This is a genomic window from Rhodococcus sp. IEGM 1330, from assembly GCF_033142445.1.
Classification (GTDB): Bacteria; Actinomycetota; Actinomycetes; order Mycobacteriales; family Mycobacteriaceae; genus Rhodococcoides.
The window spans coordinates 443,932-458,302 of the sequence record NZ_JAWLSB010000005.1 but is presented as its reverse complement, the minus strand read 5'-3'; the positions used below and the strand labels follow the sequence as shown (position 1 = coordinate 458,302).

16 protein-coding genes are annotated in these 14,371 nt (G+C 63.7%); 12 read left to right on the top strand and 4 right to left on the bottom strand.

Features of this window, described 5'->3' with window-relative positions:
- Positions 1 to 95 precede the first annotated feature (95 nt).
- The gene (locus R4P57_RS15185) at positions 96 to 926 is read right to left on the bottom strand and encodes an alpha/beta fold hydrolase (protein ID WP_317803639.1); all 831 of its coding nucleotides are present in this window, start codon (positions 924 to 926) and stop codon (positions 96 to 98) included.
- Positions 927 to 1,007: 81 nt separating this feature from the next.
- Between R4P57_RS15185 and R4P57_RS15180 the strand changes: the two genes are divergently transcribed.
- The 7 genes from R4P57_RS15180 (at position 1,008) to R4P57_RS15150 (ending at position 6,483) form a co-directional block, all read left to right on the top strand.
- Entirely contained in the window at positions 1,008 to 1,463 is a 456-nt protein-coding gene (locus R4P57_RS15180) for a MarR family winged helix-turn-helix transcriptional regulator (protein ID WP_317803638.1), read from the top strand.
- Positions 1,464 to 1,527: 64 nt separating this feature from the next.
- Positions 1,528 to 1,800 carry a helix-turn-helix transcriptional regulator gene (locus R4P57_RS15175; RefSeq protein ID WP_032377379.1) on the top strand — a complete coding sequence of 91 codons (273 nt, stop codon included), beginning with the start codon at positions 1,528 to 1,530 and terminating at the stop codon, positions 1,798 to 1,800.
- Positions 1,797 to 2,327, top strand: a complete 531-nt coding sequence (locus tag R4P57_RS15170) for a hypothetical protein (protein WP_317803637.1) — start codon at positions 1,797 to 1,799, stop codon at positions 2,325 to 2,327. The genes R4P57_RS15175 and R4P57_RS15170 overlap by 4 nt, the downstream gene beginning before the upstream one ends.
- A 4-nt stretch (positions 2,328 to 2,331) precedes the next feature.
- A complete protein-coding gene (locus R4P57_RS15165) occupies positions 2,332 to 2,883 on the top strand; it encodes a hypothetical protein (protein WP_317803636.1) in 552 nt (183 codons plus the stop codon).
- A gap of 16 nt (positions 2,884 to 2,899) precedes the next feature.
- Positions 2,900 to 3,793: an ATP-binding cassette domain-containing protein gene (locus R4P57_RS15160; RefSeq protein ID WP_317803635.1), complete on the top strand. Its 894-nt coding sequence runs from the start codon at positions 2,900 to 2,902 to the stop codon at positions 3,791 to 3,793.
- On the top strand, positions 3,790 to 4,989 hold the full coding sequence (locus tag R4P57_RS15155) for an ABC transporter permease (protein WP_317803634.1): 1,200 nt from the start codon (positions 3,790 to 3,792) through the stop codon (positions 4,987 to 4,989). The genes R4P57_RS15160 and R4P57_RS15155 overlap by 4 nt, the downstream gene beginning before the upstream one ends.
- Before the next feature lie 9 nt (positions 4,990 to 4,998).
- The gene (locus R4P57_RS15150) at positions 4,999 to 6,483 is read left to right on the top strand and encodes a carboxyl transferase domain-containing protein (RefSeq protein ID WP_317803633.1); all 1,485 of its coding nucleotides are present in this window, start codon (positions 4,999 to 5,001) and stop codon (positions 6,481 to 6,483) included.
- 37 nt (positions 6,484 to 6,520) lie between these two features.
- On the opposite strand, the gene R4P57_RS15145 is transcribed toward R4P57_RS15150, so the two are convergent.
- Positions 6,521 to 6,919 carry a hypothetical protein gene (locus R4P57_RS15145; RefSeq protein ID WP_317803632.1) on the bottom strand — a complete coding sequence of 133 codons (399 nt, stop codon included), beginning with the start codon at positions 6,917 to 6,919 and terminating at the stop codon, positions 6,521 to 6,523.
- Positions 6,920 to 7,049: 130 nt separating this feature from the next.
- Here R4P57_RS15145 and R4P57_RS15140 point away from each other — a divergent pair, with 130 nt between their 5' ends.
- The 5 genes from R4P57_RS15140 to R4P57_RS15120 all read left to right on the top strand — a co-directional run bounded on the left by R4P57_RS15140 (position 7,050) and on the right by R4P57_RS15120 (position 12,120).
- The gene (locus tag R4P57_RS15140) at positions 7,050 to 7,721 is read left to right on the top strand and encodes a methyltransferase domain-containing protein (protein ID WP_317803631.1); all 672 of its coding nucleotides are present in this window, start codon (positions 7,050 to 7,052) and stop codon (positions 7,719 to 7,721) included.
- Positions 7,718 to 8,320 (top strand): TetR/AcrR family transcriptional regulator, encoded by a 603-nt coding sequence (locus tag R4P57_RS15135; protein ID WP_411742365.1) that lies wholly within the window; start codon positions 7,718 to 7,720, stop codon positions 8,318 to 8,320. The genes R4P57_RS15140 and R4P57_RS15135 overlap by 4 nt, the downstream gene beginning before the upstream one ends.
- 101 nt (positions 8,321 to 8,421) lie before the next feature.
- Positions 8,422 to 9,669: a molybdopterin-dependent oxidoreductase gene (locus R4P57_RS15130; RefSeq protein ID WP_317803630.1), complete on the top strand. Its 1,248-nt coding sequence runs from the start codon at positions 8,422 to 8,424 to the stop codon at positions 9,667 to 9,669.
- On the top strand, positions 9,666 to 10,118 hold the full coding sequence (locus R4P57_RS15125) for a hypothetical protein (RefSeq protein WP_317803629.1): 453 nt from the start codon (positions 9,666 to 9,668) through the stop codon (positions 10,116 to 10,118). Before R4P57_RS15130 ends, R4P57_RS15125 begins: the two co-directional genes overlap by 4 nt.
- A 145-nt stretch (positions 10,119 to 10,263) precedes the next feature.
- Positions 10,264 to 12,120 (top strand): propionyl-CoA synthetase, encoded by a 1,857-nt coding sequence (locus R4P57_RS15120; RefSeq protein ID WP_317803628.1) that lies wholly within the window; start codon positions 10,264 to 10,266, stop codon positions 12,118 to 12,120.
- 8 nt (positions 12,121 to 12,128) lie between these two features.
- Here R4P57_RS15120 and R4P57_RS15115 read toward each other — a convergent pair whose 3' ends face one another.
- Positions 12,129 to 13,397 carry an ABC transporter permease gene (locus tag R4P57_RS15115; RefSeq protein WP_317803627.1) on the bottom strand — a complete coding sequence of 423 codons (1,269 nt, stop codon included), beginning with the start codon at positions 13,395 to 13,397 and terminating at the stop codon, positions 12,129 to 12,131.
- A complete protein-coding gene (locus tag R4P57_RS15110) occupies positions 13,394 to 14,221 on the bottom strand; it encodes an ATP-binding cassette domain-containing protein (protein WP_317803625.1) in 828 nt (275 codons plus the stop codon). Before R4P57_RS15110 ends, R4P57_RS15115 begins: the two co-directional genes overlap by 4 nt.
- Between the last annotated feature and the right edge of the window lie 150 nt (positions 14,222 to 14,371).

Below are 14,371 nucleotides of genomic sequence, written 5' to 3'. Positions count from 1 at the left end.
ACACCCCGGCCCGCATCGAGCGTGGGAATCAACGACAACCGACTCCAGACAGCTTGACATCGAGCGTGAGCGCGGTCAGCTGCACCCGATTCACGTCAGCTCAGGAGAATCTCGTTCACCTCAGCGGCGGGGTGCATCGGCAGCCCGTGGTGCGTGGCGTTCTCGAGCACGACTGTCCTCGCTCTTGGCAGAACTCTGTGCACAGCCGATTCGATCCGAGCGGCATTGTGCACCTTACCGTTCCCGGCCAGGACCACGGTGGTGCGCACATCGAAGTTCTCTAACGCGGCGGGCTTCGGACTCTTCGGGACGATGGTCTTCGCCGTCGGGAAATGTGCGGCACCGAGCGCGAGGACGTCGAGCCAGTCGGAATCCAGTTCCAGGCCATCGGTCTCCCACGCCACGAAACGACGCTGCCGTTTCTCGTTGGGAGACAGCAGTATCGGAACAGCATGCAACAGGTAGCGCGGACTCATGGAGCCGAAGCAGGCATTGGGATCGAGGAGCGTGATCGCATCGACACGGCTCGCGTTTCGCAGGGCGTACGCCAGGGCGATCATCGCGCCGTAGGAATGTCCGCAGAGCGCCGCGGTGGGCAGCTTCAGCTCATCCAGCACCGCCGTCACCCAGTTCAGCAGCTCGTCCACGGAGTCGATGGACCGGTCACCGGGAACGCTGCGCCCGACGTCGCCCATGAGGTCGACCGCGTACACCCGATATCGCTGCGAGAGCGCCGCCACGTTGGCGAACCACACGGTCGAGGTCGCACCGGCCCCCGGCAACATCACCAGTGCCGGGCAATCGACGGGTCCGCAGGCGTTGATTCGCGTGACGCCGTGCACCGTGTTCACGTCGATGGCCTGGGTATCTGCCGGCCACTTCTGCAGCACCCGGTCGTAGGCGGAGAAGAATTCGTCCAGCGTCATGTCAACCCTCTATTCTCTCGATGATCGAGATAGTAGACAATAGAGAGACTTCTCGTCCAGCATCTCCCGAGGGATCAGCACATGACCGAACCTGTCGCCGCCGTGCATCGGTTGCGAGCGCTCACCGTCGAGCTCGATCTCCTCGGCGCAGACTTCGCCCAGAAGCACTCACTTCACCCGACAGACATCCGCGCGCTGATCTGCCTGCTGGATGCGGACCGAGCCGGAACGCGTGCGACACCCGGCTGGCTCAGCGGACAGCTGGGGCTGGAATCCGCGTCGGTCACCGCCCTGATCGATCGAATGGCCAAGCGAGAGTTGGTATCACGTGAACCCGACCCAGCTGATCGCCGGCGAGTACTCCTACGGGTCACCGCACATGCAGCCGAACTCGGTACTACGTTCTTCGGCCCCGTCATCGGTCGGGCCGTAGACGAGCTCGCACGCTTCACACCCGATCAGCGGGCAACGATCGACGAGTTTCTGACGACCATGCACGCGGTGGTCGTGGCGGCTCGCGAAGAGCAGAGCCTGTAGCTATACCAACAAATTCGTTATTACTGGTTGACACATCGTTGGGTTTATACAACACTTCATTGTCATGAGCCCCATCAAGCGCGGTACCGCGCTCCCGATCTTCAACAGGGTGGGTGTTCTGCGGGCCGAACGAAAGATGAGCCGCGCGCAACTGGCCGAACTCGTCGAAGTGAATCCCCAGACGGTGGGAGCCCTCGAACGAGGCGACCACTACCCGAGCCTCGACCTCGCGATGCGCATCTGCGACGTCTTCGATCTGCCGATCGAAGCAGTGTTCTCACGCACCGAACTCGGACCACTCTCCGCCGAACTCTTCCGAAGGGAGAAGGATCGATGAACACACACAGTCCCAGCATCTTCAGTAGATATCAGGAAGCCCGGACGAAAGTGTTTCTGGAGAACGAAAAGACCTATGCGAACTGGCTGCCGGGATTGCGAGCCCAGAAACGACGCCGAGCCTTCGTCACCATCCTTCTGGTGCTGCTCACGGCTTCCGCGGGCTTCGCACTGTCGGACCCGCTGTTCGAGTGGGCGATCGGATCCTGGGGAATCTGCTACATCGTGTTCGCGTTCGCGACCATCATCCTCGGCATCGTGTCCAATCGGCGCGCCGAAGCACCGGTGGAAGCGCTGGACGAGCTCGAAGTCCAGCTCCGCAACCAGGCCCGATCCATCGGCCTGACGGTTACTCAGGCGTTGGGCACCGCTGCCGCGGCATACCTGTTCCTCGGATCGATTTTCGGGGCAACGAATCTCGGGATCTCCGGCGGCGCACTGATGCTGACCGCCTTGAGCGCTGGAGGCGCTACCCCCGCAATGCTTCTCGCGTGGACTACTCCGGACTACGACCCAGAGGACGGCTGAGATCATGAGCGAACGACCCGACATTCTCACTCGCTATCAGGCCTATCGAACGCGGCGATTCCTGGAGAACGACGCCAACACGAGACATTGGCTCCCGAAGTGGCGGACGCAGCATCGTCGCCGCATTCTGGCCGTCGCCGTGATTGCCGCCGACCTGACGTTCGTCGTGGTCAGCATCTCGACGCTGTTCTTCGCGTGGGCCGCCATCGTCTGGATTCCGGCCGCCGTGATCTTCATTCCGATCTGGACGGCCCTGCAGACTGTGTCCGGTCGCCACAGTGACGCACCCACGGGCGCACTCGACGAGTGGGAGATACAGCAGCGCAACGAGGCTCGATCCATCGGCCTGACTGTCACGCAGGGGTTGGTCATGCTCGCAGCCTTCGCCCTGATCTTCCTGTCCACGACTTTTCCCGACCTCCCCCGTCTCGCCTACGCCGGCGGCGGTTGGACCCTCGCGGCCTTGATGATCGGAATCTCCACCCCCGCAATCATTCTTGCCTGGATCACCCCGGACCCCGAACTCGAAGACACCGAAGATTTCGATCCGAAGTAACGACCGAAAGGGCACCATGAGCACCCTCACGATCGACTCCGTCTCCAAGAGATACGGCGACAAGATCGCCCTGGACAACCTCAGCTTCGACGTCCGGCCCGGCGAACTGTTCGGCTTCGTCGGCAGCAACGGCGCGGGCAAGACCACCACGATGCGCATCGCGCTGGGAGTCCTGTCGGCAGATTCCGGCCAGGTTCTGTTGGGCGGCAAGCCTGTCGACCTCGACGTCCGTCGCACCATCGGCTACATGCCCGAGGAGCGTGGCCTGTATCCGAAGATGAAGGTCGGCCCGCAGTTGGCCTACATGGCCGAGCTGCACGGCTTGTCGTCGAAGGATGCCAAAGCCGCAGTGATTCGCTGGACCGAACGTCTCGGCATCGATCAGCGCGTCAACGACACCGTCGACGCATTGAGCCTGGGCAACCAGCAGCGCGTGCAGTTGGCAGCAGCGCTGGTGCACGACCCCGCGGTTCTCGTGTTGGACGAGCCGTTCTCCGGCCTCGACCCGATCGCCGTCGACGTCATGAGCGAGGTCCTACGCGAAAAGGCCGCTGCCGGAGTGCCGGTGGTGTTCTCGAGCCACCAGCTCGATCTGGTGCAACGCCTGTGCGACCGCGTCGGCATCATCGCCGCGGGCTCGATGAAGGCCGTCGGGACCGTCGACGAGCTACGCGGCTCGGGAGATTCGCACCTGCACGTCCACGCACCGAATGCCGCGCCCGGATGGGCGTCGGACATCGCCGGGGTGAGCACCCTCGGCCACAGTGACGGCGTCACTGTCCTGGCATTGGCACCCGGGGCCGACGATCAGGAGATCCTGCGGGCCGCACTGACGACCGGTCCGGTACACGAATTCTCCATCCAGAAACCTTCCCTGAGCGACCTGTTCCGAGAGGCGGTAGTGGCATGAGCTCCCAACTGAACTCCTTCAGCGCAGTGTCCTTGATTGCCAAGCGCGAGTTCACCGTTCAGGTGATGAAGAAGAGCTTCGTCATCAGCAACGTGATCATCCTGGCCGTCATCGTCGGCGGCATCATCGCGTTCTCGATCTTCTCCGGCAGCGGTGACGACGAGCGCGACGTCGTCGGCATCGCCGGAGACCAGTCCATAGCGGCCGTCGTGGAAGCGACCGGCGACGCCGTCGGATCTCCGGTCGAGGTACGCGAGATCGCCGACGCGGCGGCCGCACGCAGCGGCGTCGAATCGGGAGATCTCGATGTGGCGCTGGTTCCGAACGGAACCGACGGTGCCTACACAGCCGTCACCGAGTCCGACCTGACCGGAACGTTGCGCGCGGTGATCGAGGGCAGTGTCGCGACGCAAGCAACGAATACCGCACTGGCGCAACAGGGCGTCGATCAGAACGCACTCGGGGCAACGACAAGTGCCGCCACGGTCACCGTCGATGCGATCGATCCCCCGGATCCCGAGTCCGGTCAGCGAACTGCGTTGGCTGCAGCCTCTGTGTTCCTTCTGTACGCGCAGATCATCGGTTTCGGCATGTACGTCGCGATGGGCGTCGTCGAAGAAAAGTCCTCACGCGTGGTCGAACTGCTGCTCTCCACCGTCCGCCCCCTGCAATTGCTGTGGGGAAAGATTCTCGGTATCGGCGCTGTCGGCATCCTGCAGCTCGCGCTCTACGGAATAGCCGGTGTAGGTGCGGGATTGGGAACAGGAACGCTGACGATCACCGGGGCCGCGGTAAGCGTGTTCGCCGGAACTCTCTTCTGGTTCGTCCTCGGTTTCGCCTTCTTCGCGGTGCTCTACGCGGCGGGCGGGTCGATGGTCTCGCGGCAGGAGGATGTCAACTCGACCACCATGCCGCTACTGATCCTGATCCTGGCGATGTTCTACGCGGCGTTCGCGTCCCTCGGCGATCCGGAGGGCACGTTGAGCAACACGCTCAGCTGGATCCCCCCGTTCTCCGCGATCATGATGCCGTTGCGCATCGCAGCCGGAGTCGCCTCACCGGTGCAGATAGTCGGCACCGCGGTCCTGATGATGATCACCACCGCGATCCTGGCGATGGGCGCGGCGAAGATCTACCAGCGATCCATTCTTCGCATCGGCAAGACCGTCTCCTGGAAGGAAGCGTTTGCTCGCTAGGGTTCATCCATGAGCCCACGGACATCCGCCGCCGAGATTCTCGATTCCGTTCTCGACGGCGGATCGTTCGTGTCCTGGGACTCCGAGCCGGTCGACGTTCACCCCAACGACTCCTATCAGCGCGACCTGGCGAAAGCTCGCGAGAAGACCGGCATCGACGAGTCTGTGTTGACCGGCGAGGGCACCATCGATGGGCGACCCGTGGTGATCATCGCCTGCGAGTTCGCGTTTCTCGCGGGTTCCATCGGGGTCGCGGCGGCCGAGCGCATCACCTCCGCCATCGAACGGGCAACCGCCGAGGAACTGCCGCTCATCGCCTCCCCCACCTCCGGCGGCACGCGCATGCAGGAGGGAACGTTGGCCTTCGTGCAGATGGTCAAGATCGCCTCCGCCGTCACCGCGCACAAGGCGGCGCACCTGCCGTACCTGGTGTACCTCCGCAATCCGACGACCGGAGGCGTGTTCGCGTCCTGGGGATCGTTGGCTCACGTCACCGTCGCCGAACCCGGTGCCCTCATCGGGTTCCTCGGACCACGCGTCTACCAGGCGCTGTACGACAAGCCATTTCCCGACGGCGTCCAGACCGCCGAGAACCTCTACCAACACGGCGTGATCGACGGTGTGGTGCCGGTCGATCAACTGCGCCACTTGCTGATCCGAGCACTTCGAGTGATCGTCGACGCTACCGTGTGGCCCGAGGATGTCGGCGAGGAACCTGTGGAAATCCCAGAGCACTCGGCGTGGCATTCGGTGCAGTCGTCGCGTCGCGCGGATCGCCCCGGCATCAGGCAACTCATCGAACACGCTGCCAGCGAACACGTTCCGCTGAGCGGCACCGGTCAGGGCGAGGCCGACACGTCGATTCTGTTGTCGCTGTGCCGAATCCGAGGAATCTCCTGCGTCCTGTTCGGCAACGACCGAAGCAGCAGCACCGCCACCGCCACCATGGGTCCGGCGGCATTGCGCGAGGCGCGACGCGGCATGCGCCTTGCCGAGGAACTACGCATACCGCTGGTGCTGGTGATCGACACCTTCGGCGCTGCGCTGTCCAAAGAAGCCGAGGAGGGCGGCCTGGCACCGGAAATCGCGCGATCGATCTCCGATCTCGTCACCGTCGACACCCCGACCGTCTCGATTCTGCTCGGCCAGGGGACCGGCGGCGGAGCGCTCGCGCTTCTTCCCGCCGACCGAGTGCTGTGCGCCCAGAACGCCTGGCTCGCACCGCTTCCGCCCGAGGGTGCCAGCGCGATCGTGCACCGCGACACCGCCCACGCCCCGGAGATGGCCGAAGCACAGGGAATCCGGTCGATCGACCTGTTGCGTGACGGCATCGTCGACGCCATCGTCCCCGAACTCCCCGACGCCGCCGACGAACCGGCCGCGTTCTCCGTGCGCATCGCGGACGCCATTGCCCGAGAACTCCGCCGATTGTCGACCCTCGACGCCGCCACCCGGACTCGGAACAGACTCGGCCGCTACCGCACGCTGGGATGAGCGGCTCCGCCGCATGTGAGTGGAACTTCGACCCCTGCTACGAACTTTCGTGCACCTGCGAGGTCACGAGCGCCACCACATCGCCCGCACGAAGATCGGCGGGTAGCTCCACCGGACTGACACAGCGTCGACCCGGGCCGTGCACATCGACCTTGACCACCGCGCCCACCGAATGTCGGTTGACCACCACCGCCTGCAGCAGATCTCCGAACTCGGCGTCGACGCCCACCTCGCCGGCGATCACCGACCGCACCCGAGTGACCAGAATCGAGCCCCACTGCACCGGAGTGCCCTGCGCATCGGCCAGATCCTCCAACGCAACGCCGTCGACCGTGATGCGGCCGCAGACGCAATGCGTATCTGCAGGCCAGAGCGCTGGATCGCACCGCGAAACATATGCGGCACCGAGGGACGGAAGCATGTCGAGAAGTGTCATGAGAAGAAGTCTCACGCCGCGCGGTGGCGTCGAACAGAGGTGTTGACGCAATCTTGACGGCACAGGCAGGAAATTTGACGCACTTCGGCTCACGATGCCTCTTACTGTACCCACTGGTACATTCAGTCGGGTGATTGCAGACGACGTCTATCGCCGCGGCCGTGCCGGCCTGCCCTCGTGGATCACCGACTACGACGGCCGCCGCACCGAACTCCCGATCGCGCGCTGGATGGGCGGAACGCATTCGACGGTCGAAGACATCCGGGCGGACGAAGCCTCGATTGCCTTCTGCACCGGCCCCACCCTCGACCTCGGCTGTGGACCAGGACGTTTGACCGAAGCTCTCACCCGAGCCGGCGTTCCCGCTCTGGGAGTCGACACATCCTCGGTCGCTGTGGAGATGACGAATCACCGGGGTGGATTCGCCGTGGAACAGGACATATTCTCGGCACTCCCCAGCGCCGGCCATTGGTCACACGTACTGCTCGCGGACGGCAACATCGGCATCGGTGGCGATCCTGCCGCGCTCCTGGCGACGGTTCGAGCGCTGCTGCACGAGAGCGGGACGGCCATCGTCGAAGTCGAGTCCACGTCCGATGTCGATGATCGGAACCGAATGGTCCGATGGGAAACCGGCGACTCGGTAGGTGAGTGGTTCACTTGGGCCAGCGTCGGCGCGAGCTCGCTGTACGGGCTGGCGGTCACCGCGGGCCTGTATGTCCGACGAACCGTCGAATCGAACAACCGAGTGTTCGTGGAACTCGCTGTTCACAGCATCGATCGAGGAGCCGGGGACCCGTGAGCAAGGAACTGCCGAGAACGGCCAAGGGTAGACGAACCAGGGCTGCGATCGTCGACGCGGCAGCATCGATGATGTACACCCACGGCGTTGCCGGGACGACTCTCGACGACGTACTCGCCGCGTCCGAGACCGGAAAGTCGCAGCTCTACCACTACTTTTCCGACAAGTCGGACCTGGTCGAGGCAGTTATCGCACGTCAACTCGAACGCGTTCTCGCCGCACAGCCGCGCCTGGGCCACATCGACAGCCTCGAGGACATCGACGCATGGGCCGCCGAGATCGTGCGAATTCACGAACAACCGGGTGGCCCGTTCTCGTGCCCCCTCGGTTCGCTCGCTGCAGAACTGAAGAACGACGCGGCGTTCATCCCAAGCCTTCACGCCGCATTCCGACGCTGGGAGCATCCGCTCGAGCAGGGGCTTCGCCGCATGATCGACCGCGGGGAACTCGACGTGGCAACCGATCCGGCCGCTGCTGCCGCTACCTTGATCGCCTCACTGCAAGGCGGAATGCTGATCGCCCGCATCGCGGGCGATGTGCAACCGCTGCGCGACACGCTGGACGCAGCAGTTGCCGCGTTGCGTCGACGCGCAACCTGAGATCCGACGCCGAGACGAACCCTGGCGAAAGGACCCCCAGTGCGCTAGCCTCGACCTCACAGTTTGTACTACTGGGTACAAAATCGGAGACGGGAACCAGCATGCAACGAATTCCCACGTTTCGAAGCCCGATCCGCGGCGTCTGGTTCACGTCGGTCCTGGCATCCGTACTGCTCGTTGCCCTGCCTATCGTGACGGTCACCGGATTCATCTCCTGGGCCGCCTACGGTCCTCAATTCGGCCAGTCCATGCCGGGCGACGTCGGGTGGCTACGGATACCGTCGTTCGACTGGCCGACCGAACCCGCCTGGCTGTTCCGGCTCACCCAGGGCCTCCATGTGGGGCTCGGACTCGTCATGGTGCCGATCGTCCTGGCGAAGCTGTGGTCGGTGATACCGAAATTGATCGAGATGCCACCGATTCGGAGCGTTGCTCACCTACTCGAGCGAATATCGTTGCTGGCCCTGGTCGGTGGCATCCTCTTCGAGATCATCACTGGCGTGCTGAACATTCAGTACGACTACATCTTCGGCTTCAGTTTCTACACCGCGCACTATTGGGGAGCCTGGGTGTTCATCGCCGGCTTCGTCGCCCACGTGGTGCTGAAGTTTCCGACCATGGTGACGGCGTTGCGAACCCGACCGTTCCTGGAGTTGATGCGCATTCGAGTGGCAGATACGGTTCCCGATGCCGACGACGAATCAGGTCTTGCTGCAACCGATCCCACTCCGGCGACGATCAGCCGACGCGGAGCCCTCACTCTCGTGGGCGGCAGCGCACTGTTCGTCGCCGTGCTGAGTGTCGGGCAGACGACGGGCGGCGTTCTCCGCTCCACAGCGATCCTGCTCCCCCGAGGGCGTTCGTACGGCAACGGACCCAACGACTTCCAGATCAATCGCACGGCGCAGTCCGCAGGCGTCACCGACGCGCTGACGGGAGATTCGTGGCGGCTGACCGTGCGGGCCGGTACCGACGAGGTGGTTCTCAGCAGAGTCCAACTCGAACAGATGGAATTGCACACCGTGGAACTCCCGATTTCCTGCGTCGAAGGCTGGTCGACGGTGCAGACGTGGACGGGCGTTCGGCTGCGCGACCTCGCGGCACTCACGGGCATCGACGCCGTCGACACCGGCGAGGTCCGTTCCCTCGAGCCGGTCGGGTCGTTCAACCGAGTCACCTTCGGGGGACACCAGATGATGCATCCCGATTCGCTTCTCGCCCTTCGGGTGAACGGGGCCGACCTGTCCCTCGATCACGGCTATCCCGCTCGCATCATGATGCCGGCGATTCCGGGAGTGCACGCCACCAAGTGGATCGAATCCGTCGAATTCTTCGGGGAGAGAGCATGAGTACGTTTCGATCGAGGTACGGTGCCGGCCCGTTGCATCTCGCAGTAACGGCGTGCTGCCTCGCGTTGGCAGGCGCCGTGGTCCTGACGATCGGCTTTCCGGCACTGTGGAACACCGACGTGTGGTGGCAGTCCATCGGCCTCTGGTTCGTCGGCGCAGCCGTCGTGCACGATGCGATTCTGTTTCCGCTGTATGCCCTGTTCGACTGGACACTGGTCACTCGACTCGGCCGATTCGTCAACGCGGTGCGTATTCCGGCGCTCGGCGCAGGTCTGAGCCTGCTGCTCTTCGCGCCGGGGATCTTCTCGCACGGAAGCGAGACGTACGAGGCCGCCACGGGTCTGACGCAGGAGCCGTATGCCATGCGATGGCTGCTCTTGGTAGCGGGCATGTTCGCCGCCAGCGGCGCGTTCTACGGCGGCCGCGAAATGCTCAGGCAGAGGCGTTGACGCAATCTTGACGGCCGAGCCACCAATATCGGCGCCGATGGGCACCAGTGCACGCAACGACCGCCGGTCGACGGGATTCCGCCGGTCGTCGCCGGTAGTGCGCAACCCGGCCCGCACCACGCAGCCCCGAACTACGCTCCACAACATGAGTGGCGAGTATCGGCAGGCATTCGACGACAGCGTCGACAACCGTGAAGCATTCTGGCTCGATGCCGCAGCGGGAGTCGAGTGGGACACCCCTCCCACCACGGCGTTCGACGGCTCGCACTGGTTTCCCGGGGGCCGCCTGAACACCTGCTTCAACGCCCTCGATCGGCACGTCGAGGCCGGGCACGGCGACCGGACTGCATTGATCTACGACTCGGCAATGCTCGGACTCACCCGCAGCTACACCTACGCCGAACTACTCGATCAAGTCGCTCGATTCGCCGGAGTGCTGCGCGAGCGAGGCGTCTCCCCAGGCGACCGCGTGGTGATCTACCTGCCGATGATTCCCGAGGCCGTCGTTGCCATGCTCGCGTGCGCCAGGCTCGGCGCAGTGCACTCGGTGGTGTTCGGCGGCTTCGCGGCCAAAGAACTCGCGGCGAGAATCGACGACGCCGAGCCGGTCCTGCTGATCACCGCCAGCGGCGGATTCGAGCCGGGCCGCGTCATCGAATACCTGCCGCTGGTGCAGCGCGCCCTGACTCTCACGACCGCGACGGTCCCCGCGGTGATCGTCAAGGCCCGCGACGGTATCCCCGGCAGCCACGACTGGCCGGACTGGGACACCCTCATCGCCGACGCCACAGCCGCCCAACCGGTTTCGGTGCAGGCGACGGATCCGCTGTACATCCTCTACACCTCGGGCACCACCGGGAAGCCCAAGGGTGTGGTGCGAGACAACGGCGGCCATGCCGTCGCGTTGACGTGGTCGATGCGCAACATCTACGACGTGGGTGCCGGTCAGGTGATGTGGACGGCGTCCGATGTCGGCTGGGTCGTCGGACACTCGTACATCGTCTACGGACCCCTGTTCGCCGGTGCCACAACGGTTCTCTACGAGGGCAAGCCCGTCGGCACTCCGGATGCGGGCGCGTTCTGGCGGGTGATCGGCGATCACGGCGTCCGTGCGTTGTTCACCGCGCCGACGGCACTACGGGCCATTCGGAAGGTCGACCCGCACGCCGCCGAGCTAGAGAAGTACGACATCTCGTCGCTCGAGACACTGTTCGTCGCCGGTGAACGCCTCGATCCCGATACGTACGAGTGGATTTCGCGAACCCTCGACCGCCCCGTGGTCGACCACTGGTGGCAGACCGAAACCGGGTGGGCGATCTGCGCCAATCTTCGCGGACTCGAACCACTTCCGATCAAGTCCGGATCGCCGACGGTACCGGTGCCTGGATTCCAGGTCGAAATCCTCGACGCGGCAGGCGCTCCGGTGGACGCAGGCACCGAGGGCAACATCGTCGTGAAGCTACCGTTGCCACCGGGCGCGCTGGTGGGGCTGTGGAACGACGAATCACGTTTCCAGCGTTCGTATCTGGACACGTTCCCGGGGTACTACCTCACCGGCGATTCCGGGTACATCGACGCCGACGGGTACGTCTACGTCCTCGGCCGCAGCGACGACGTCATCAACGTCGCCGGACACCGCCTCTCCACCGGATCGATGGAGGCAGTACTGGCCGGTCACCCCGCGGTTGCCGAATGCGCCGTCATCGGTATCCACGACGATCTCAAGGGCCAGCGCCCCAGCGGCTACGTGGTACTCAAGGCCGGGGAGACCATCACCGAGGAGCAGCTGCGTACCGAACTGGTGGCCATGGTGCGCGATCAGATCGGCGCACTCGCGACGTTCCGCGACGTGACGATTGTCGGCGCGCTGCCGAAGACCCGCTCCGGCAAGATCCTGCGGAAGACGATGCGCCAGATCGTCGCCGGCGAGGAATACGGCGTGCCGTCGACCATCGAAGATCCGGCCGTGCTCGATGCGTTGGGGAAGCTGCTGGGAAGATAGGCCAGTGGCTAATGTGCAGGGTCCGCCGGCGCAGCACCGAGCGATGTGCCATCGGAGTGCTTGGACCGCAGCGCCTCGGACCACGTCACCCGCGCTCCCGTCTTCAGGATCGATCGCTGATAGACCCGAGCGGCAATCCAGGACACTCCCAGGCAAGCGCCGATCATTATGCCGAATGTGCCGACGATTTGGACGGAGTCAGTGTCGCCGGTGGCAATCCGGATCGGCATCAGTGACGCCGAGAACGGCGGGATCCAACTCATCACTCGCACGAACCCCGAGTCGAGGGAGTTGATTCCGAAGATTGCGACGTACAGGGTCGCCATCGACAAGATCGCGAGCGGCATCGAGGCTGCACCGAGTTCTTCCTGCCGCGACACCATCGCTCCCGTGGCGGCGTACAGCGTCGAAAAGAACAAGTATCCGAGAAGAAACCACACCACCGACGCAAGAAGCATCGATATCGCAACCGACGGTACGTCGAGGAGTCCGGTGAGAGAAGCCGTGGCGGTAGCCAGAACGCCCAAGACCATCACCTCGAAGAATGCCACCAGACCGATGCCCAGAATTTTGCCCCACAGAAGATGCAGAGGACGCACCGCTGCGAGCAGCAGTTCGACAATCCGTGACGATTTCTCCTCGACGACCCCTGCCGCAACCATCGTGCCTCCCAACATGATCGACATCAACAGCACGATCACACCGACCATCGCTACAGCGATTCGCTGGTCCCGGTACGGTTCTGGAGGATTCGCGGCCACCACGGCCAGTCCGGAACCCGCCGCGGCCTCGCTGGAAATCTGCGAGAAGTCGATATTCCTTTCGGCAAGAACCTGGGTGACGGCGTGCGTCGACACTGCACCTCGAACAACCGTTTCCAGTGCTGTGTCCACTGTGTCCGGCGTGTAAGCGGTGTAGCCTCCGCCATCCGATCGAAGCACCAATGCAAGTGCGAGGTCTCCACTCGCAGTCGACGAGCGAGCACTCGCTTCGTCGGGAATCTCGACCGTCTCGACTCGTGCACCCGAGGCACCGGCCTGTTCGGAGATTGTCTGCGACACAGCCTGATCGACTCCGACAAGACCGATCCTCTGCGTATCGTCACCACCGCTGCCCAGAATCGACCACACCAAAATCCCGCCGACGATGACCGCGATCAAGACCACATTGCTCAGGAGGAACGACTTTGCCCGCACTCTTGTGCGAATTTCCCGAGAAGCGATCAGTGACACGGCCTCACGCGCCCGGAGACGAGTGTCGATGGTTTGATCTCTCATTGCGCCACGACCTCTCTGAATAGAGTGCTCAACGACGGTCTGTCCTGTGCAAACCGATGGACAGGGCCCAGTTCGAGTGCGGCTTGCAGGATCGATTGCTCGTCAGCACCAGGCGAAAGCGAGAGTTCCACCGTTCCAGGGCTGTACACCGCGTTGACGACGCCGGGCAGTCCATCGGCCCATCCTGCCGGGCCTCGGCCGTCTATGCGAAGAGTGCTGGCTCCTCTCGAGCGTAGGTCGTCGACCGACCCCTGTGCACGCATGCGGCCCCCAGCGATGATTCCGACCCGGTCGCACAACCGCTCCACCAAATCTAGTTGATGACTCGAGAACAGAATCGGAACGCCCTCTGCCGCCAGCTCTTTCAGAACATCACTCATCACATCGACCGCTATGGGATCCAAACCCGAAAACGGCTCGTCGAGAACGAGAACCGATGGATCGTGAACGAGTGCCGCAGCGAGTTGAGCGCGCTGTTGATTTCCCAAGCTGAGCTCACCAACGTTGTCGTCGGCACGTTCGTGCAGACCGAGCCGGCGGATCCAACGCTCTGTGTTCTCGGCTGCTCGCTCGGCCGTCGCACCGTGCAATCTTGCAAGGTACCGAAGCTGTTCTGCCACCTGCATCTTGGGATACAGTCCCCGCTCCTCCGGCATGTAGCCGATCGATCGCCTCGACCCATGGTCCAGATCGCGGCCGTCGAGAAGAACGCGTCCGGCATCGGCCGACTGCACGCCGAGCACAATCCTCATGGTCGTGGACTTTCCAGCTCCGTTGCTGCCGACGAAACCGAAGATCTCACCGGGCTCGACCGAGAAACTCATATCAACCAGTGCGGAGACAGCTCCGTAAGATTTGTGGAGGCCGTCCACCGCCAGAGCGCCTCCGTGTCCATTGACAGTCACTTTTCCCTCTCATCGAGCTTTTCGAAGGCTTTGAATCGACGACTGTTTCGATACGACGCCGTCGAAAAT

Excerpts from the sequence above, each read along its gene's own strand:
- R4P57_RS15185 (WP_317803639.1), bottom strand. The coding sequence starts at position 926 with ATGACGCTGGACGAATTCTTCTCCGCCTACGACCGGGTGCTGCAGAAG.
- R4P57_RS15175 (WP_032377379.1), top strand. The coding sequence starts at position 1,528 with ATGAGCCCCATCAAGCGCGGTACCGCGCTCCCGATCTTCAACAGGGTG.
- R4P57_RS15170 (WP_317803637.1), top strand. The coding sequence starts at position 1,797 with ATGAACACACACAGTCCCAGCATCTTCAGTAGATATCAGGAAGCCCGG.
- R4P57_RS15120 (WP_317803628.1), top strand. The coding sequence starts at position 10,264 with ATGAGTGGCGAGTATCGGCAGGCATTCGACGACAGCGTCGACAACCGT.
- R4P57_RS15125 (WP_317803629.1), top strand. The coding sequence starts at position 9,666 with ATGAGTACGTTTCGATCGAGGTACGGTGCCGGCCCGTTGCATCTCGCA.
- R4P57_RS15155 (WP_317803634.1), top strand. The coding sequence starts at position 3,790 with ATGAGCTCCCAACTGAACTCCTTCAGCGCAGTGTCCTTGATTGCCAAG.
- R4P57_RS15150 (WP_317803633.1), top strand. The coding sequence starts at position 4,999 with ATGAGCCCACGGACATCCGCCGCCGAGATTCTCGATTCCGTTCTCGAC.
- R4P57_RS15180 (WP_317803638.1), top strand. The coding sequence starts at position 1,008 with ATGACCGAACCTGTCGCCGCCGTGCATCGGTTGCGAGCGCTCACCGTC.
- R4P57_RS15130 (WP_317803630.1), top strand. The coding sequence starts at position 8,422 with ATGCAACGAATTCCCACGTTTCGAAGCCCGATCCGCGGCGTCTGGTTC.
- R4P57_RS15165 (WP_317803636.1), top strand. The coding sequence starts at position 2,332 with ATGAGCGAACGACCCGACATTCTCACTCGCTATCAGGCCTATCGAACG.
- R4P57_RS15110 (WP_317803625.1), bottom strand. The coding sequence starts at position 14,221 with ATGAGTTTCTCGGTCGAGCCCGGTGAGATCTTCGGTTTCGTCGGCAGC.
- R4P57_RS15160 (WP_317803635.1), top strand. The coding sequence starts at position 2,900 with ATGAGCACCCTCACGATCGACTCCGTCTCCAAGAGATACGGCGACAAG.
- R4P57_RS15115 (WP_317803627.1), bottom strand. The coding sequence starts at position 13,397 with ATGAGAGATCAAACCATCGACACTCGTCTCCGGGCGCGTGAGGCCGTG.
- R4P57_RS15145 (WP_317803632.1), bottom strand. The coding sequence starts at position 6,919 with ATGACACTTCTCGACATGCTTCCGTCCCTCGGTGCCGCATATGTTTCG.